Here is an 18,567-nt window from a genome sequence, read left to right as displayed (position 1 = left end):
TTCAAGCTGATCTAGTCGCTTGAAAACGAAGGGAAAATCATGACCAAGTCGGAACTGATCGAACGGATCGTCACCCATCAGGGGCTCCTGTCTCCAAAAGACGTAGAGCTGGCCATCAAGACCATGCTGGAACAGATGTCCCAGGCCTTGGCCACGGGAGATCGTATCGAGATCAGGGGCTTTGGAAGCTTTTCCCTCCATTTTCGTGCTCCGCGTGTGGGGCGCAATCCGAAGACTGGGCAGTCGGTGCGCTTGGATGGGAAGTTTGTTCCGCACTTTAAGCCGGGTAAGGAGCTGCGGGATCGAGTCAACGAAGACGAGTGAGCTCTCCGACTTCAACGCTTCATGCATACCGCCACACGTAATCGGCTCATTCCTTTCGGCCGATAGCTGTCAATCTGCGACCGTCGCTAGCCAAACCGATTAGCGCTCAGGGATAATTCCCTCTCTACTGGTCGGTGCGATGTCCGCGCTCTCTTTTTATCTCACCTGCTCCGCGAGAATTAACGTCGCGTTGCCTTTATTTTTCAGTCTTTTTATATGCCCCTCGTTCAGCTCTCGAATAATGTCACTTTTGATGCCGAGCCTAAGAAAACGGTGCTTGATAGTGCCAAAATGAAAGGTGTATTTCTCGAGTACAGTTGTAGAACGGGGCGGTGTGGCGTGTGCAAGGCGCATGTTCTCCAAGGGGATACTGCGATTGAGCAAGAGGAGCAAGCGCTGTCAGCTGAAGACGCGGCTGCGGGTTTTATACTGACCTGTTGTCGCTCGGCGCTTACTGACCTTGAGCTCGACATAGAAGACGTAAGTCAGTTCGCTCAGTGTCCCGCCAAAACATTACCTTGCCGTATTGACTCCGTCGCGCAACTTGCTGTTGATGTCGTTGGAGTGGTGTTGCGACTTCCACCAAATAATGGAATGAGCTATTTGCCTGGGCAGTACATCGATGTAATCGCCCACGGCGTGCGCCGCAGTTATTCCATCGCCAATTCTCCTCGGCCGGACGGAAAAATCGAGTTGCAAATTCGCCAAGTGGAAGACGGTGTGCTCAGCGCCTACTGGTTTGGCGATGCCAAGGCAAATGACCTGCTGCGCCTGGAAGGCCCCTTGGGCACCTTCAGTTTGCGTACGTTGGCCCCGGCACATCTGGTTTTCCTTGCTACCGGCACCGGTATAGCGCCCATCAAAGCGATTCTGGAACAGCTTGCGGCGCATCCTGAGCGCCTGGCCGGAAAGTCGATTCACGTCTACTGGGGCGGTCGCACCGCGGCGGATCTCTATTGGCAGCCCATTTTTAATGATCTACCGCTGAAGTTTATTCCGGTATTATCGCGCCCCGATTCTGCATGGACTGGCCGTACGGGGTACATTCAGCAAGCAGTTTTGGACGATGCGGTGACATTGGGCGAGTCGGTTGTGTACGCCTGTGGATCAGATGCCATGATTCATTCTGCGCGGGACACCTTAGTTGCTGCCGGCTTGTCGGCAAAAAACTTCTACTCCGATGCATTTGTAAGCTCGAATTGAATAGGAAAGATCATGAAGGCTGTAATTCTTGCGGGTGGCTTAGGGACGCGTCTGAGCGAAGAAACCAGTACTCGGCCCAAGCCCATGGTCGAGATTGGTGGAAAACCTATTCTTTGGCACATCATGAAGATGTACTCCGCCCATGGCGTGAATGACTTTATTATTTGTTGTGGTTACAAGGGGTATTTAATTAAAGAGTACTTCGCCAACTACTTTCTGCACATGTCAGATGTCACATTCAATATGCGCGACAACACCATGGAAGTGCACGACCGTCGCGCCGAACCATGGAATGTCACGTTGGTTGATACCGGTGAAAACTCAATGACGGGCGGTCGCCTGCGCCGCGTTGCCGATTATCTGCGCGATGAGGACGCTTTCTGCTTCACCTATGGTGATGGTGTAAGTGACGTCGATATTCAGGCCACCCTGGCATTTCACAAACAACACGGTAAAGCGGCAACCCTAACGGCGGTTTATCCGCCTGGCCGATTTGGCGCCTTGGATATCAAGCAAGGCCAAGTCCTTAGTTTCAGAGAAAAGCCCAAGGGTGATGGCGCGCTGATCAATGGCGGCTTTTTCGTACTAAACCCCAGTGTGTTGGACACACTCTCCGATGACAGTGACGTTTGGGAGCAGGAACCTCTGATGGGTCTGGCCGCAGCAGGCGAGCTCATGGCCTACGAGCACGAGGGTTTCTGGCAGCCGATGGACACCCTGCGTGACAAGCATCTGCTGGAAGAGCTTTGGCAAAATGGCGAAGCACCCTGGAAATCATGGGAGTAACCATGAAAGCGTCCATTACTGCCGAGTTCTGGCGGGGTAAGCGAGTTTTCCTCACCGGCCACACCGGCTTCAAGGGCAGCTGGCTGTCACTCTGGCTCCAGCATTTGGGTGCCGAGGTAAAGGGCTTTGCCCTGGAGCCGCCTACCACCCCTGCGCTTTATGAAGTTGCTCAAGTAGAGCAGGGGATGGCGTCTGAGATCGCTGACATCCGCGATCTGCCAGCAATCACCCGCAGCATGACCGCGTTCAATCCCGAGATTCTCATCCATATGGCGGCCCAGCCGCTGGTTCGCTTGTCCTATCGTGAACCGGTTGAAACCTATGCCACCAACGTCATGGGCAGTGTCCATGTCCTTGAAGCTGCTCGGCAGTGCAGCAACCTACGCGCTATCGTCAACGTCACCACCGACAAGTGCTACGAGAATCGGGAGTGGGAGTGGGGCTACCGTGAAGATGAGCCGATGGGCGGCCACGACCCTTACAGCAATAGCAAAGGCTGCGTGGAGCTGATAACAGCATCCTATAGAAACTCATTCTTCAACACCCAGCAGTCCGCAGCGCTCGCGTCGGCGCGCGCGGGGAATGTGATTGGGGGGGGGGATTGGGCAGAAGACCGACTTATTCCTGATATCCTGAGCGCCTTTGAAAAAGGCCAGCCAGTCGTCGTGCGCAATCCATTGGCCACTCGCCCGTGGCAGCATGTACTTGAGCCGTTAAGTGGTTATCTGGTGCTGGCACAGCGGTTGTGGGAAGAAGGGCAGATGTTCGCCCAAGGCTGGAACTTCGGTCCTCGTGACGAAGATGCCCGCCCCGTTGAGTGGATTCTTAAGCGCATGATCGCAAGCTGGGGCGAACACGCCCGCTGGCAGTTGGACGAAAACCCCCAGCCCCATGAGGCCCGTTACCTCAAGCTGGATATTTCCAAGGCGCGCAGCCGCCTGCAGTGGTCTCCAACCTGGCCGCTCGAAACAACGCTCGCCCGCATCGTCGATTGGCATCGCGCCTGGCTTAGTGGCAATGACATGCGCGCCGGCTGCCTGGCCGAGATAGATGCCTACATGGCCGATATGTCTGGCAATGGCGCTCACTAAATTTTTACAGCAGGAACACTCATGACACCCGATATGCTCCGCCAAGAAATTAGCAAGCTCGTCGAGCAGTACGCGCAAGTAGCCTTGGCTCCAAAGCCGTTCGTCGCTGGCGAAAGCGTAATCCCGCCTTCCGGCAAGGTTATCGGTGCGCGCGAGCTGCAATTTATGGTCGAAGCGTCCCTGGATGGTTGGTTGACCACTGGACGTTTCAATGCTGAATTCGAGAAGAAACTCGCTGAGTTTCTCGGTGTTAAGTTCGCCCTATCGGTGAACTCCGGCTCCTCCGCCAATCTGGTGGCATTTAGCACCCTAACGTCTCCGAAGCTTGGCAGCCGCGCCATTCGCAAAGGCGATGAAGTGATTGGCGTCGCGGCGGGCTTTCCCACCACCGTCAATCCTATCGTGCAGTTCGGTGCCATTCCGGTGTTTGTCGACGTTGACATGGCGACCCACAACATCGATCCCGAACTGATCGAAGCCGCCATTACTCCCAAAACCAAAGCCATCATGCTGGCCCACACCCTAGGCAATCCGTTCAACCTCAATAAGGTCAAGGCGCTGTGCGAAAAGTACAACCTGTGGCTGGTTGAAGACTGCTGTGACGCCCTCGGCGCTACCTACGACGGTAAGCAGGTCGGCACCTTTGGCGACATCTGCACCTTGAGTTTCTACCCCGCCCACCACATCACCATGGGCGAGGGCGGCGCGGTGTTCACTAACGACCCACTGCTAAAACTCATCGCCGAGTCGTTCCGCGATTGGGGTCGCGATTGCTACTGCGCGCCAGGCTGCGACAACACCTGCGGTGACCGCTTTGGCCAGCAGTTTGGCAGCCTGCCCAAAGGCTACGACCACAAATACGTCTACGCCCACTTGGGCTACAACCTGAAAATCACCGACATGCAAGCAGCTTGCGGCCTTGCTCAACTGGAACGTGCCCAGGAATTTATCGACACCCGTAAACGCAACTTCGATCTCCTGAAAACCCGCCTCGCCGGACTGTCGGACTTCATCGAAATCGCCGAAGCGACTCCTAACAGTTCGCCGTCCTGGTTTGGTTTCCCGGTCACCCTGAAGGAAAGCAGCGGCGTCCAGCGCGTAGACCTGCTGAAATTCCTAGACCAGAACAAAATCGGTAGCCGCCTGTTGTTTGCTGGCAACCTCACACGTCAGCCTTACTTCCAGAATCTGGAATACCGCGTGGTGGGCGAGCTGACCAATACTGATCGCACCATGAATCAAACATTCTGGTTAGGTATTTACCCGGGGTTGGGGCAGGAGCATTTCGACTTTGTGGGTGAGAAGCTGGAAGAGTTTTTCGGGTTGAGTTTTTAATTTAATTCCATGCGAGACGCGCAGTGAAGCTGATTAATACTGAGATATCGGGGTGTTACGAGGTTATCTGCGCAGCCTCTCAAGATGCACGGGGTACCTTTGTTAAGACCTTTCACCAGCCCAGCTTTGAAGCACTAGGGCTGCGCTGTGACTGGCAGGAAGAGTATTACTCGGTATCTGCAAAAAATGTGATTCGCGGTATGCACTTTCAGATTCCTCCCCATAGCCATGCAAAGTTAGTGTATTGCCTGCAGGGCGAGGCACTGGATGTGCTAGTTGATTTGCGTCGTGGCTCGCCGAACTATGGCTCGGTAGCTTCGCTGACGCTATCTCCTGAGAAGGCCAATAGTATTTATATTCCCTCAGGTGTTGCACACGGCTTTCTGTCGTTAAAAGAAAATACCGTTATGCAATACAAGGTTACCAGTGTGTATTCGGCGCAGCACGATGCCGGCGTTCTTTGGAGTTCGTTGAATTTCGATTGGCCGGTTGACAATCCCGTGATATCTGCAAGGGATCAAATTCATCCTTCACTAGAAGAATTTGATTCTACATTTGAATTTTTAGTTGATACGTATTGATGGCCAAGATCGCTCTAGTTACCGGCATATCCGGATTTGTTGGTAGCAACCTGGCCCGTCTGCTCTTGTCTGCGGGATGGGAGGTTCACGGTGTAGTGCGCAGCGGTTCAAGCCTCACCGCTATTGGCAAGGAAAAAGATGCCTGTGAATTTCATATTTACGACGGCTCTATTAATAGCCTCTTTGCGATTTTCAGGTCTGTAAGGCCCGACGTGACGTTTCACTTGGCCTCATTGTTTCTATCCGAGCATACGTCGAAACAAGTCGACGAGCTGATCACTGCAAATATAGTGTTTGGCAGCCAGTTACTGGAAGTAATGGCGGTTTCAGGGTGTAGGAATATTGTAAACGCAGGTACTTCCTGGCAGAACTTCCATTGCGAAGACTATAATCCAGTTAACCTATATGCCGCTACCAAGCAGGCTTTTGAGGATATTTTAAAGTACTACCATGATGCTCGAAGCATTTCATGTGTAACGCTGAAATTGTTCGATACCTATGGGCCAAATGACCCGCGGCGTAAGCTTATAAAAATTCTGGTAGAGGCTGCATTGGCAGGTAGCCCCCTGGATTTATCGCCTGGTGACCAGGTGTTAGATTTATCTCATGTTGATGATGTTTGTGATTCGTTTATTAGCGCTGCTGACTATTTACTGGCGGCCGATGCACCGCTGTGTAAAAGCTTTACTGTTTCCGGCGAGAGAATGACGGTTAAGCAGCTTGTTTCAGTTATTTCCGATGCATTGCAAATTGAAATAAGCGCAAATTTTGGTGGTCGTCCCTATCGCGAAAGAGAGGTGATGGTATTGCCACCTTGCGAAGCTACAAGCGCGCCCTGGAGTCAGGCTCTTTCAGAGCGCCGTCTTTATGAGGAAATCGCTAAGCTCGGCGTATCCACTTCAACGTCTGAGAATTTACATGACGCCTAATGCCTTGGATTATGTCGATTTTTGTATTCCCACTTATAATAGAGCCGACTACGTAAAAGTTTTGCTGGATTCGTTACCTTCAGGCGCGACGGTGCATCTGCGGGATAATGGAAGTTTCTTGAGTGGTGTGGATTTCAATTTCAACGGTCGGTTGCATTTGGAGCAAGATAGCTCTGTGGTCGGTATGTTTGAAAACTGGTCAAAAGTCGCTCGGTTAGGCGATGGAGAGTGGTTCTTTTTGACCTCGGATGATGATCTTTACTACGCGAACCTCCAGGCCGAGCTGGACTCGGTTTTAGCCAATTCTCCAAATGTGGGAATGATCATTTTTGGTCATAATATAATTGATTCAGAGGGACGCGTGTTAAGCACTTGGACGCCAAGCTCGCTTGGGCTGAAACAAGGCAAAGAGGCATTTGATAGTTTTGCCTATGGAGTGGATGCCCGCATGCCCTCTATTTTGATAAACAGGGAGTGCTATAACCAGTCGGGTGGCCTTTCAACAGAGTTCAACATATCAGCCGCTGACAGCGAGCTCGTACAGCGCTTGTTGGTACAGTACCCGGTCTTGTTCATGCCTGCCGTCGTCTCGGGTTACAGAGTTTGGCCGGGTGCGGCGACCCATGACAAGATTGCCGGTGAAGAGTGGCGTCTCGATGTTGAGTTGTGGGTGCGGAAATTAGAGCGCGTACTTATCGCTCAGCCTTGGGCTAAAAATCTGCTTTGGAGGCGTCATGTTCAACACGATATTCGCTTGCAAAATATCAATGCTGCACTAACTAAGCTGCCTGGGTTCGCGGCCAAACTCCGCTATCTTTCCACCACCCGCTACCCGATTCTGTCGCGGCCCAGCAGTCATTTGACCTGTGCGCTACTGTTAATCAAGAGCCTGGTAAAAAAAGCATAATGTACACCAATCTGGCTTTCTCCATCCTATGTCGCGGCGTACAGGTAGTACTTTCGATATTGACTATTCACCAGCTCGTGCAAGTGCTGGGCGTCGATAACTATGGTCTGTGGGTTACGCTGACATCCGTTATGGCATGGATGGCGTTGTTCGACTTCGGTATCGGATATGGGCTAAAAAACAGGTTGTCTGAAGCGTATGCGTCCGGAAAAAAAGAGACGGTAGGTGCGTTGCTGTCTAGTGTGTATTTTATCTATGTGGTTATTGCTGCGCTGATACTTATAATGTTTTCTGCCGCTGCTTATTTCGTAAGTCCTTTCTCGGAAAATATCCCGGCTTCGCTTGTTTTAGTCTTTTGTGCCTCTGTTTCATTCTTGTTTTCCATCGGTGCAATCATTCTTCAGGCTGTTGGTGCATTTAAGCGTTTTTACTTTTTCAGTCTTCTCGTCCCGGTAGGCTGGTTTATATTTGTGGTAAGTAACAAGGGTGTGTCGTTGAGTGTGGGCGACGTGGTCTGGGTTTTTGGCGGATTGATGGTGGTTCAGTCAGGTTTGCTATTTGCATCGGGGCGTACTTTTTTTTCCGCAGATCGATTTATTTTTTCTTACTTGAGTCGCATTGATGTGCGAAACGTTTTACTGGCTGGCGGTGGATTTTTTATTCTTCAGCTATCAAGCTTGTTTTTGTTTATGTCGGGTAATTTTCTGGTTTACCAGCTTGCCGGTCCGTCGGATGTTGCTAGTTATGATGTGATAAATAAGGTCTATCAGTTGTTCGGCGTTGGGTATTCTATTTTGATTACCTTGGCATGGACTGGAATTTCAAAAGCCAAAGCGCTTGGCGACGTAAAGGCAAAGGTTTTGGTGTTTAAGGGCTTGGCGCTGTGCTCGGTGCTTGTTTTGGTTTCTGCTGCTCTATTGGCTAGTCAAATCGGGCCGGTAACCAGTCTGATTTCCGCCGGGAAAATTGTCGTTTCTTCTAACGTTGCGTTGGTATTTTCTTTTTTTGTTTTCGTGCAATCCGTAGCGTATAGCGGTGCGGTCTTCCTTAATGCTTACGAGCGACTTGTCCCGCAGATTGTCTTGGCTATAATTGCGGTCCCTATCTTTATTTGTCTGGCTTATTACTTGTTGTCGAATAATTTTGGTATAGCTGCCGTTCCGGCTGCGTGTTCAATTGCAATTCTACCATCCGCAATTTACTGCTTTATCCACGGTTACAAGCTTGCGAGGCAGCCACAATGATCGGCCAACTATGGAGGCGCTTCTTTTACAATCCCTACTCGTTCGTGGCCAAGTGCGCTTATGCTACTATTGGTAACTCAAAGCTCACCAAGTCTTTTTCGTTGGAGTTTCGTGTTGCACGGACTGCCTCCGCGTTTGCAGCGGGTGATAATTGTATTCTTATGAATAAGAACGTATTTGAAAGTGACGCCGGGTTTATTCGAATTGGGTCTGGAACCTTTATTAATGCAGGTACCAGTTTAATTTCCCGAGAATCCATTTCGATTGGTAACGACGTCACTATCGCGTGGGGTTGCACTATTTACGATCACGACTCGCATTCGCTCGATTACAAAGAACGCATTCGAGATCAGCAAAATCAATTAAACGACTGGGATACCGGTTCGTTTATCCAGTCCAAGAACTGGAGTTCTGTGCGTTCCGGCGCGATTAAAATTGAGGACTTTGCGTGGCTCGGTTTTGATGTGGTGGTGTTGAAGGGAGTAACGATCGGCAAGGGTGCCATTATTGGTGCTAGGTCGGTTGTTGCATCTGACATTCCGCCGTGGACCGTTGCAGTGGGTAACCCTGCCAAGGTGGTGAAAGAGTTGCCAAGGGAGCTAAGGCATGACTGAGGTGTTGCGTCGTGTGTTGGTCGTGGGGGCTGGTGGTTTTATCGGTCAGCACCTTGTTGCCCGGCTGGCGGGCGCTGGCGATTGCACACTTACCTTGATAGGCCATGGTACTGACGCCGCGGATCTGTCTGAGCACACGTGCTTTCCCGGCGAGGTAGGTCGCGAGCTGTTTGATCAGTGTGCTGCTCCGGATGTGATTTTTTACCTTGCCGGCGGCGCGTCGGTGGGTGAATCCATCGCGCGGCCAATTCGGGATTTTCAGCGCACGGTTTCACCGGTGTATGACCTGTTGGAAAAGGTCAAAAATGATTGGCAAAGCAGCCATATTGTTTTTGTGTCCAGCGCCGCTGTTTACGGCCGCTCGGCGACTTTCGCAACGAGCACGGCCAGCGCGCTGAACCCTGTCTCGCCGTATGGACTGCATAAAAAGATGGCCGAAGAACTGCTGTGCTTCTATGCCGCGGAGCATGGGGTCGGCGTTTCTATCGTCCGCCCGTTCTCGGTGTATGGCGAGGGTCTGAAAAAGCAGTTGTTGTGGGACGCGTTGCAGAAGTGCAGCCGTGGCGATCACCATTTTTTTGGCAGCGGTAAAGAGCTCAGGGATTGGGTGTATGTGGGCGATCTGGTGTCCTTCTTGTTGAGTATTGCATTTCGTCCCGAGCAATACCCACGAGTAATCAACGCAGGTTCCGGTGTGGCGGTTTCCACCCGTGAAATACTGACTACGCTCTTTTCGCTTTTTGGCCAAAACGCGCTTCCGGAATTTAAAGAAGAAAACAAACCGGGTGACCCGCAGCATCTGGTCGCTGATCTGGAAGAGCAGCGTGCCTATGCAAATTTCTTTGTTACTCCATTATCAGCGGCGTTGGCGCGTTACGTGGATTGGTACAGGAGTAACGCTTCGTGATTAATGTAGGGATTCCGGTGGCGGCAGGTAACGGCTGGCTGGGTGGGCTGAATTATTTCAAAAGCCTTGCCTATGCGCTTAACCAATCGGGTACACAGGATGTGCGCCTGACGTTGCTCACTAACGATGTGGCGGCGCTGGAGGATTGCGCGGGTGCCCGTGTGGCGGTTAAAAAAGCAGCCGGCGTATTCTCAGCAAACAAGCTGGTTCGCGCGTTTAATATGCTACTGCAGCGTAATATTCCGCTGAGTTTTTACGCGTTCAAACATAACGTGGACATCGTGACTCACTTTCGTTCGAACTCGGTAATCGGCGTTCCGGTTTTGTTCTGGATGCCTGATTTTCAGCATAAATACCTGCCCGAGTTTTTCTCCGCCAGCGACTGCGCGGCGCGAGACGAGGCCGTTCGCTCCAGTAGTGCGTTGGGCGAAATTCTATTTAGCAGCGTGGCCGCGCAAAATGATTTCCGTGCGTTTTATCCCGACCTTGCGGCAGTGCGCTCGCACGTGTTGCACTTCGCGCCGTTGATAAGCGCCGCCAAGGCGGACGGGGCAGCGGTCGATCTCGCGCAGAAGTATGGTGTTGGCCAGCGGTTCTTTTATTTGCCCAACCAGTTTTGGAAGCATAAAAATCATCAAATAGTCGCCGAGGCGCTGTTAGCCCTACCCGATGATTTTGTGGTTGTGTGTACGGGAGGCATGGAGGATTTTCGAGATGCATCGCATGTCGAGCAGTTCAAAGCCTTTATTTCGAACAACGGGCTGGCTCAACGTTTTATGATGCTTGGCCTTGTTCCACGTGCAGATGTGTACGCGTTACTCGAGCAGTGCATTGCCGTTATCAACCCGTCTTTTTTTGAGGGGTGGAGCACAACCGTTGAGGAGGCCAAGCACTCCGGTAAGCGTTTGATCCTCTCTGATATTCCGGTGCACAGAGAGCAAAATCCCGACCAGGGATTGTTTTTCTCTCCCGTGCGAGCAGATGAGTTAGCGAGTTGCATGAAAGTGGTGGTGAGTGAGTTTGATGCTGATGTGGAAGCTGGTAGGAAGGCGCGAGCTGACCTCGCTTACCCGGAGGCAGTCAAAAAGTTTGCCTATGACTATGTCCAGATTGTGAAGTCTTGCGTGAGGAATAACGATGACTAAGAGAGCTATTATTACCGGTGTTACTGGCCAAGACGGGTCGTACCTCGCTGAATTCCTGTTGGAAAAAGGCTATGAAGTGCATGGCATCAAACGTCGTGCCTCGTCTTTTAATACCCAGCGGGTCGATCATATTTACCAAGACCCGCACATCGACAACCGTAATTTCGTATTGCATTACGGTGATCTCACGGACTCGTCCAACCTCACTCGCATTATTCAAGAGGTTCAGCCCGATGAGGTGTACAACCTGGGCGCGCAGTCCCATGTGGCGGTCAGCTTTGAGGCACCGGAATACACTGCCGACGTGGATGCAATGGGTACATTGCGCATTCTGGAAGCTATCCGTTTGCTGGGCCTAGAAAAAAAGACCCGGTTTTATCAGGCGTCTACTTCCGAATTGTATGGTCTGGTGCAGGAGACACCGCAAAAGGAGACAACGCCGTTCTACCCGCGTTCCCCCTATGCGGTTGCTAAGTTGTATGGCTACTGGATCACCGTTAACTACCGCGAGGCCTACGGTATGTATGCCTGCAACGGCATCCTGTTTAACCACGAGTCTCCTCGTCGCGGCGAAACCTTTGTTACGCGTAAGATCACTCGCGGTCTGGCCAACATCGCCCAGGGCCTTGAGCAGTGTCTGTACATGGGTAATGTGGATGCGTTGCGTGACTGGGGCCATGCGAAAGATTACGTGCGTATGCAATGGATGATGCTGCAACAGGACGTGGCGGATGATTTTGTTATTGCCACTGGCGTGCAGTACTCGGTGCGCGAGTTCATTTGCTGGTCGGCCGAAGAGTTGGGCGTGAAGCTTCGCTTTGAAGGGCAGGGCGTTGATGAAGTGGCGATTGTGGCCAGCATTGACGGCGACAAGGCTCCTGCTCTTAAGGTAGGCGATGTCGTCATGCGCGTCGATCCGCGTTATTTCCGCCCTGCAGAAGTTGAAACGCTGTTGGGTGATCCGACCAAGGCGAAAGAAAAGCTGGGTTGGGTTCCCGAGATTACCGTGCAGGAAATGTGTGCCGAGATGGTGGCCGAAGATTTGAAAGTTGCCCAGCGCCATGCGTTGCTCAAGCTGCACGGCCACGATGTTCCGGTTTCACTGGAGAACTGATATGGCGCGTGATCTGAATCAAGCCGTTTTTGTCGTGGGCCACCGCGGCATGGTGGGTTCCGCCATCGTGCGGCGCCTGCAGTCGCTGGGTTATAGCAATATTCTGACGGCTGGCCGCGAAGAGCTGGACCTGCTCAACCAGGCAGCTGTGAATGCGTTTTTTCAGGCCAACCCCGTTGATCAGGTGTACTTGGCAGCCGCGAAAGTTGGCGGCATTCATGCCAACAATGTTTTTCCGGCTGACTTCATCTACGAAAACCTGATGATCGAAGCCAACGTTATCCATGCTGCTCATTTAACTGGCACGCAGAAGTTATTGTTCCTCGGTTCGTCCTGCATCTATCCAAAGCTGGCTGAGCAACCGATGCGTGAAGACGCTCTGCTTACCAGCGTTCTTGAGGAGACCAACGAGCCTTATGCGCTTGCCAAGATCGCCGGTATCAAGTTGTGCGAGAGCTATAACCGGCAGTACGGGCGCGACTACCGCAGTGTGATGCCAACCAACCTGTATGGCCCGCACGATAACTACCATCCGGAAAACAGCCATGTGATTCCGGCACTTTTGCGCCGTTTCCACGAAGCGGTTAAAAATGCCGATGAGCAAGTGACCATCTGGGGTAGCGGCAAACCCATGCGTGAGTTCTTGCATGTGGATGATATGGCGGCAGCCAGCGTCCACGTCATGGAATTGGATGATCAAACCTACTTGGATAACACCAAGGCCATGCTGTCGCACATTAACGTGGGCACGGGCGTTGATTGCACTATTCGAGAGCTTGCACAGACCATTGCGAAAGTGACCGGCTACAGCGGCAATCTGGTTTTCGATGCGTCCAAGCCAGACGGCCCTCCGCGTAAGCTGGTGGATGTGTCCCGCTTGAATGCACTTGGCTGGCGCGCCTCGATCGACCTGGAAGCAGGTTTGCGCGATGCCTATGCCTGGTATGTACAGCATGCGGAGCAGGCGAGGGGGTAATTTCCCCGCCGCGGTTTTATAAGTGTTCGTGAACGATTGGCTATAAGTGAAATGGAAATGCCCAGTATGGATTTAAATCAGCCAATCCCCAGCACTGGGTGCCTGCGCCAGCTTCCTTCCCACGAAGGACGTATTGCCGAGGGCGGCGTTCGTATCACTGGTGCGTCTGCCAAGCCTGTCGCCATTACCGTCATTATCGTAGTGTTCAACGGCGCTGAAGATATTAAAAGTTCGGTTAATCGAATTTCGGCGTTGGGGCGTGATGATCTGGAGTTGATCGTTATCGATGGCGGCTCCAAAGACGGTACTGTCGAATTTTTGCAGGCCAGTAATAATCAGATTGGCTATTGGGTGAGTGAAAAAGATCGCGGTATTTACGATGCGATGAATAAGGGCTGGTCGCTGGCGGATCAATATTCCCATGTTATTTATATGGGTGTTGGCGATTATCTGCTCTCCCTGCCAGAAACTCACGAGTTGCAGTCTGACGTGATTTTGTATGGTGATGTGCTGCTGGGCGATTATCTGTTTAAGTCCGGGCTGAGCCCACGGCTGAAGCTGGGCAATACGTTGCATCACCAAGCACTGCTGATACCCAAAGCGTTACACCCCACGCCGCCGTTTGATGTGAGTTTCAAGGTATACGCCGATTACGACTTCAACCTGCGGCTGTACAAGCAGCGACGTACGTTTAAATCGTGCGCCACGTTGAAGGGATATGCCTTGCCCGGCGGTGTTAGTGCGAGCATTGGCATTGCTGAAACGTCCGCCGTCGTGCGTAAAAACTACGGTGCGGTATGGGCCGCGTTGTCGGCGTTACACAGCGCGCTGGTCACCCTTAAAAGCAAGCTTCGGCCATGACGCGCGGGGCTTTTGCCGTTACTCACCGCTCACCGAGCGGTGCCCATGAGTAATATCTTTGCGGTCCTGGTTACCTACAACCCGGTGTTGCCAAAGCTTGTCAGCTTGCTGCAGGCGTTAAAGGCGTCCGGGGTGGTCTGCTGTGTGGTGGATAACAGCGTTGGCGTTGATTTTTCCTCGGTTTCCGGGCTCTGTACCCTTGTGCTGCTGGGCGATAACCAAGGCATCGCCGCAGCGCAAAATGTCGGTATAGAAACGTGCATCGCCCAAGGTGCCGAGAGGATCGTTTTTTTTGATCAGGACAGCGTCATCTCCGAGCATTTCATTGCGCAGCTGAACGAGGCGTTTAGCGACCCGGCTGTGCGTATATCCGCCCCGGTGTTTTCCAACGAAAGCCACGGCTTTGAATACCCGCTTGTGGACGTCGATGCCCGTGGCCGGGTGCGCAAGCGCTCGCTGAGCAGTTTTTCCAAGGCCATAGACGTGTCCACGGTGATTTCGTCGGGGACGATGGTTGATACCCGCGTATTCGCCCAAGTCGGGAATATGGATGAACGGCTGTTTATTGATTATGTGGACACCGAGTGGTGCCTGCGCTGCATGGCGGCCGGTATTTCAATTCGGGTAAATCCCAAGGCCAGCATGCTTCATTCAATCGGCGATCAGTCGTTGCGGTTTCGCTTTTTTGTAGTTCCTGTGCATAGCCCGGTTCGCCGCTATTATCGCGTGCGCAACTCGCTGTTATTGCTGCGTATGCGCCATGTACCGTGGTTATATTCACTTCGCGAAATCGCGCTGAATAATATTCATCAGTTAATTATCATGCTCTTTACTCCACATAGAGCTGAGTATTTTCGCCATTATTTTTTTGCGATTGTAGATGGCCTTAAGGGTGTAACAGGGAAGTTTAGCCGGTGATGGGTTATTTGTTATCAGGTGCAAGCGCCGCCACTCTCGGAGTCGAATTATGATTTCCGTATGTTTGGCTAGTTTTAATGGTGAGCGTTATATTCGCGAGCAGCTCGAAAGTATTCTGCGCTCACCGAAGGTATCCGAAGTTATTATTTCAGATGATGGTTCCAGTGATACTACCCTGGCGTTAGTCGCTGCTATTGCGGACCCCCGTATAAAAGTACTCAAAGGGCCGGGGCGGGGCTTGATTCGCAACTTTGAGTTTCTTCTTGGCAAGGCTCAGGGGGACTACATTTTTCTTTCCGACCAGGACGATATCTGGCTGGAGAACAAGGTCGAGGTGATGCTTGCCCATCTGCAGGCGGCGGAACTTGTAGTGTCGGATTGCAAGGTAGTGGATGCTCAGGGGCAGGTGCTCAATGAGTCGTTTTTTGCCCTGCGTCACTCCGGTCCCGGGTTTATCAAAAACCTCACGCGCAACTCCTTTCTCGGTTGTTGCATGGCGTTCCGCCGTTCTTTGTTGGCCGCTGCACTGCCGTTCCCTGGCCATGTGCCGATGCATGACTGGTGGCTGGGTTTACTCGCCAGCGCTACCGGTAGGGTGACCTTTGTTGATACGCCCCTGATCCATTACCGACGTCACGGTGGCAACGCATCGGATACGGCGCAGCGATCCACTGCAGCACGCTGGCAACAGCTGTCATGGCGTTTTCATCTGCTCTTTCATGTTGGTGCGCGACTGGTACGGTGCAAGCGCTTGGCTTGAGCCCCATCGCGATAAATTTTGTTAAGGTCGCCCGGTTGTGAATTCGACGGGGTGGCTGATCTGAGGTTGTTGATTTGAAGGTTTCCATCATTACGGTTTGCTACAACAGCAGCGAAACGATCCGTACCGCCGTTGAGTCGGTTATCGCCCAGGATTACCCGAATATTGAATACATCGTGATCGACGGTGGCTCCAAAGACGGCACGCCGGCGATTCTTGACGAGTACCGGGGTTCCATCGATGTGCTGGTGAGCGAGCCGGATCGTGGCATTTATGACGCGATGAACAAGGGCGTGGCTCTGGCGACGGGGGATATCGTCGGCTTGCTCAACTCCGATGACCTGTATGAATCGCCTACCTCGATCAGCGAGATCGTCGCGGCATTCGAGCGGTCTCCGCAGGCTGAAGTGGTGTTCGGTGATGTGGTTTTTGTCGCCTCGGACGATTTGAACAAGGTCACGCGCTACTACTCGTCCCGTCACTTCCGTCCATGGAAGCTTCGTTTTGGCTGGATGCCACCTCATCCCGCGACCTTTGTTCGTCAGCAGGTTTATCAACGCCTGGGCAACTACAGCCTCGCTTACAAAATCTCTGCGGATTACGAGGTGTTTGTCCGTTGGTTGTTGGTCAGCAAACTTGCCTATAAGCGCCTGGACCGTGTGGTGGTGCGCATGCGCGCAGGCGGCGCGAGCACCGCCGGAGTGCAAAGCAGTATCCGTCTGAATCGCGAGATCGTGCAGGCATGCCGCAGCAATGGCGTGTACACCAATCTGTTTCTGGTGCTGCTGAAAACCCCTTTCAAGCTGCTGGAGTTGATGCGTAAGCCGAAGGCACCGTCCCATGGTTGATATCGTCGTCACGGGTGCATCCGGCTTTGTAGGTCAAGCGTTAGTCCGGCAGCTGAGTGCCAAGCCGGACACTCAGGTTGTGGCGCTTTCGCGCCGTGCCAAAGCGGTCGAAGCGGCTATCGAGTTGGTTCAGGTTGGCGATTTTGCCAGCAGCGATTTTTCCCGGGTATTAACCGGGGTTGATTGCGTGATTCATGCGGCGGCGCGGGTTCATGTAATGAGTGACTCCTCGGCGAGCCCGCTTGCTGAATATCGAACAGTCAACGTCCTGGGCACCCTCAACCTCGCGCGCCAAGCGGCGCAGCATGGGGTGAGACGTTTTATTTTCCTCAGCTCTGCCAAGGTCAATGGTGAGGCCAGCCCAGAGGGTGAGCCGTTCTGCGCCGAGCAAATTCCCGCCCCGGTTGATCCCTATGCGATCTCGAAAATGGAGGCGGAGCAGGGGCTGCGCGCCCTGGCGATGGAAACCGGGATGGAGGTGGTAATTATCCGCCCCGTGCTGGTTTACGGCCCTGGGGTAAAAGCCAATTTCCGCAGCATGATGAACTGGTTGGCCAAAGGTGTGCCATTGCCCTTGGGGGCGATCAATAACAAGCGCAGCCTGGTGGCACTGGAGAACCTGGTGGATTTGCTTATTACCTGTGTCGACCATCCTGCTGCGGCGAATCAGACGTTTCTGGTCAGCGATGGCGAGGATGTCTCCACCTCGGAATTGCTGCGTCGTTTAGGTCGGGCACTGGGCAAGCCGGCGCGCCTGCTGCCGATTCCGGCCGGCTGGTTGCAAGGCGTCGCTAGCTTGCTGGGCAAAGGTCAGGTGGCTCAGCGGTTGCTCGGTTCGTTGCAGGTCGATATCAGTAAAACCAAAACGCTTTTGAATTGGACGCCGCCGGTTTCCTTGGACGAGGCGCTGGCCCGCACGGCGAAAGATTTTCTAGAGCATCCTTCCTCATGACCGTGTGGTTACTGGTTCCGGCTGTAGCCGTTTTTTCCTTGCTGCTGACTGCGCTGTTACGTCGCTACGCACTCGCTCGCAGTCTGATGGACATCCCCAACGCCCGCAGCTCGCACACCGTGCCAACCCCGCGCGGCGGCGGTGTGGCGATTGTGCTGAGTTTTCTCCTCGCCTTGCCTGTGGTGGCTTTGTTGGGCGGTATGTCTTGGGCGGTTGCTGCTGCGTTGCTCGGTGCCGGCGGCTGGGTGGCGGTCATCGGCTTTCTCGATGACCACGGCCATATCGCCGCGCGCTGGCGTCTGTTGGCACACTTTGCCGGGGCTATCTGGGCCCTGAGTTGGCTGGGCGGTCTGCCGCCGTTGGAGATGGCTGGTTATTCGGTCGCGCTTGGCTGGTTCGGGCATATCGCGGCGGCGTTCTATCTGGTCTGGCTGCTCAACCTCTATAACTTTATGGATGGTATCGACGGCATCGCGGGTGTCGAGGCGGTGACTGTTTGCGTGGGCGGCGCATTGTTCTATGGCCTGCTGGGGCAAACCAGTCTGGCGTTGGTGCCGTTGCTGCTGGCGGTGGCCAGTGCCGGTTTTCTGTATTGGAATTTCCCGCCGGCGAAGATTTTCATGGGCGATGCCGGCAGCGGCTTTCTCGGTCTTGTGCTGGGCATTCTCTCGCTGCAGGCGGCCTGGGTGGCACCGCAGTTGTTGTGGAGTTGGCTGATACTGTTGGCGGTGTTTATTGTCGACGCGACCTGGACGTTGATGCGCCGTCTGCTGCGCGGCGACAAGGTCTATGAGGCTCATCGTAGTCATGCCTATCAATACGCCTCACGCCGTGCGGGCCGGCACTTGCCGGTGACCCTGGCAGTGTTGGCAATCAATCTTGGCTGGTTGCTGCCCATCGCCCTGTGGGTGGCAGTCGGCGGGCTGAATGGCCTGCTCGGTTTGGTTCTGGCGTGTGTGCCATTAATCTTTTTAGCCATCAAGTACGATGCAGGGAAGCAAGAGTAGTGAATAATGCCGTTTGTCTACGGCAGGACGAGCATGGATAGGGGGGATAGTGGCGCGGAATATTA

20 protein-coding genes are annotated in these 18,567 nt (G+C 53.2%); all 20 read left to right on the top strand.

Annotation, left to right across the window (positions count from 1 at the left end; all coding sequences use genetic code 11):
• Nucleotides 1-39 precede the first annotated feature (39 nt).
• The 20 genes from ihfB (at nt 40) to ACVW0Y_RS22260 (ending at nt 18,502) form a co-directional block, all read left to right on the top strand.
• Complete coding sequence (gene ihfB / locus ACVW0Y_RS22355) at nt 40-324, top strand: integration host factor subunit beta (RefSeq protein ID WP_108098123.1); 285 nt, start codon at nt 40-42, stop codon at nt 322-324.
• 216 nt (nt 325-540) lie between these two features.
• Nucleotides 541-1,527: an FAD-binding oxidoreductase gene (locus ACVW0Y_RS22350; RefSeq protein WP_457441351.1), complete on the top strand. Its 987-nt coding sequence runs from the start codon at nt 541-543 to the stop codon at nt 1,525-1,527.
• A 12-nt stretch (nt 1,528-1,539) separates the two neighbouring features.
• Nucleotides 1,540-2,313, top strand: coding sequence for a glucose-1-phosphate cytidylyltransferase (gene rfbF / locus ACVW0Y_RS22345; RefSeq protein WP_457441349.1), 774 nt, complete (start codon nt 1,540-1,542; stop codon nt 2,311-2,313).
• Between the two features lie 2 nt (nt 2,314-2,315).
• Nucleotides 2,316-3,404: a CDP-glucose 4,6-dehydratase gene (rfbG, locus tag ACVW0Y_RS22340; RefSeq protein ID WP_457441347.1), complete on the top strand. Its 1,089-nt coding sequence runs from the start codon at nt 2,316-2,318 to the stop codon at nt 3,402-3,404.
• 21 nt (nt 3,405-3,425) lie between these two features.
• Nucleotides 3,426-4,739 (top strand): lipopolysaccharide biosynthesis protein RfbH, encoded by a 1,314-nt coding sequence (gene rfbH / locus ACVW0Y_RS22335; RefSeq protein ID WP_457441345.1) that lies wholly within the window; start codon nt 3,426-3,428, stop codon nt 4,737-4,739.
• Between the two features lie 23 nt (nt 4,740-4,762).
• Nucleotides 4,763-5,320: a dTDP-4-dehydrorhamnose 3,5-epimerase family protein gene (locus tag ACVW0Y_RS22330; RefSeq protein ID WP_457441343.1), complete on the top strand. Its 558-nt coding sequence runs from the start codon at nt 4,763-4,765 to the stop codon at nt 5,318-5,320.
• A complete protein-coding gene (locus ACVW0Y_RS22325) occupies nt 5,320-6,249 on the top strand; it encodes an NAD-dependent epimerase/dehydratase family protein (RefSeq protein WP_457441341.1) in 930 nt (309 codons plus the stop codon). The genes ACVW0Y_RS22330 and ACVW0Y_RS22325 overlap by 1 nt, the downstream gene beginning before the upstream one ends.
• Nucleotides 6,239-7,156, top strand: a complete 918-nt coding sequence (locus ACVW0Y_RS22320) for a hypothetical protein (RefSeq protein ID WP_457441339.1) — start codon at nt 6,239-6,241, stop codon at nt 7,154-7,156. The genes ACVW0Y_RS22325 and ACVW0Y_RS22320 overlap by 11 nt, the downstream gene beginning before the upstream one ends.
• Nucleotides 7,156-8,400, top strand: a complete 1,245-nt coding sequence (locus ACVW0Y_RS22315; RefSeq protein WP_457441337.1) for a lipopolysaccharide biosynthesis protein — start codon at nt 7,156-7,158, stop codon at nt 8,398-8,400. Before ACVW0Y_RS22320 ends, ACVW0Y_RS22315 begins: the two co-directional genes overlap by 1 nt.
• A gap of 161 nt (nt 8,401-8,561) precedes the next feature.
• Nucleotides 8,562-9,014 (top strand): acyltransferase, encoded by a 453-nt coding sequence (locus ACVW0Y_RS22310; protein ID WP_457441335.1) that lies wholly within the window; start codon nt 8,562-8,564, stop codon nt 9,012-9,014.
• Entirely contained in the window at nt 9,007-9,921 is a 915-nt protein-coding gene (locus ACVW0Y_RS22305; protein ID WP_457441334.1) for an NAD-dependent epimerase/dehydratase family protein, read from the top strand. Before ACVW0Y_RS22310 ends, ACVW0Y_RS22305 begins: the two co-directional genes overlap by 8 nt.
• Complete coding sequence (locus ACVW0Y_RS22300; protein ID WP_457441332.1) at nt 9,918-11,066, top strand: glycosyltransferase; 1,149 nt, start codon at nt 9,918-9,920, stop codon at nt 11,064-11,066. The genes ACVW0Y_RS22305 and ACVW0Y_RS22300 overlap by 4 nt, the downstream gene beginning before the upstream one ends.
• Nucleotides 11,059-12,180, top strand: coding sequence for a GDP-mannose 4,6-dehydratase (gene gmd, locus ACVW0Y_RS22295; protein ID WP_457441330.1), 1,122 nt, complete (start codon nt 11,059-11,061; stop codon nt 12,178-12,180). The genes ACVW0Y_RS22300 and gmd overlap by 8 nt, the downstream gene beginning before the upstream one ends.
• A 1-nt stretch (nt 12,181) precedes the next feature.
• Nucleotides 12,182-13,156: a GDP-L-fucose synthase gene (gene fcl / locus ACVW0Y_RS22290; RefSeq protein WP_457441328.1), complete on the top strand. Its 975-nt coding sequence runs from the start codon at nt 12,182-12,184 to the stop codon at nt 13,154-13,156.
• Between the two features lie 66 nt (nt 13,157-13,222).
• Nucleotides 13,223-14,017 (top strand): glycosyltransferase, encoded by a 795-nt coding sequence (locus tag ACVW0Y_RS22285; protein WP_457441326.1) that lies wholly within the window; start codon nt 13,223-13,225, stop codon nt 14,015-14,017.
• 45 nt (nt 14,018-14,062) lie between these two features.
• Complete coding sequence (locus ACVW0Y_RS22280) at nt 14,063-14,935, top strand: rhamnosyltransferase (RefSeq protein WP_457441324.1); 873 nt, start codon at nt 14,063-14,065, stop codon at nt 14,933-14,935.
• Nucleotides 14,936-14,984: 49 nt separating this feature from the next.
• Nucleotides 14,985-15,695, top strand: coding sequence for a glycosyltransferase family 2 protein (locus ACVW0Y_RS22275; protein ID WP_457441322.1), 711 nt, complete (start codon nt 14,985-14,987; stop codon nt 15,693-15,695).
• Nucleotides 15,696-15,769: 74 nt separating this feature from the next.
• Complete coding sequence (locus ACVW0Y_RS22270) at nt 15,770-16,543, top strand: glycosyltransferase family 2 protein (RefSeq protein WP_457441320.1); 774 nt, start codon at nt 15,770-15,772, stop codon at nt 16,541-16,543.
• Nucleotides 16,536-17,495, top strand: a complete 960-nt coding sequence (locus ACVW0Y_RS22265; protein ID WP_457441318.1) for a UDP-glucose 4-epimerase family protein — start codon at nt 16,536-16,538, stop codon at nt 17,493-17,495. The genes ACVW0Y_RS22270 and ACVW0Y_RS22265 overlap by 8 nt, the downstream gene beginning before the upstream one ends.
• On the top strand, nt 17,492-18,502 hold the full coding sequence (locus ACVW0Y_RS22260; RefSeq protein ID WP_457441316.1) for an MraY family glycosyltransferase: 1,011 nt from the start codon (nt 17,492-17,494) through the stop codon (nt 18,500-18,502). The genes ACVW0Y_RS22265 and ACVW0Y_RS22260 overlap by 4 nt, the downstream gene beginning before the upstream one ends.
• The last annotated feature ends 65 nt before the right edge of the window (nt 18,503-18,567 follow it).

It is taken from the genome of Pseudomonas sp. TE3786 (genome assembly GCF_054057335.1).
The sequence above is the reverse complement of the archived record's forward strand: the minus strand, read 5'-3'. Positions and strand labels throughout refer to the sequence as shown.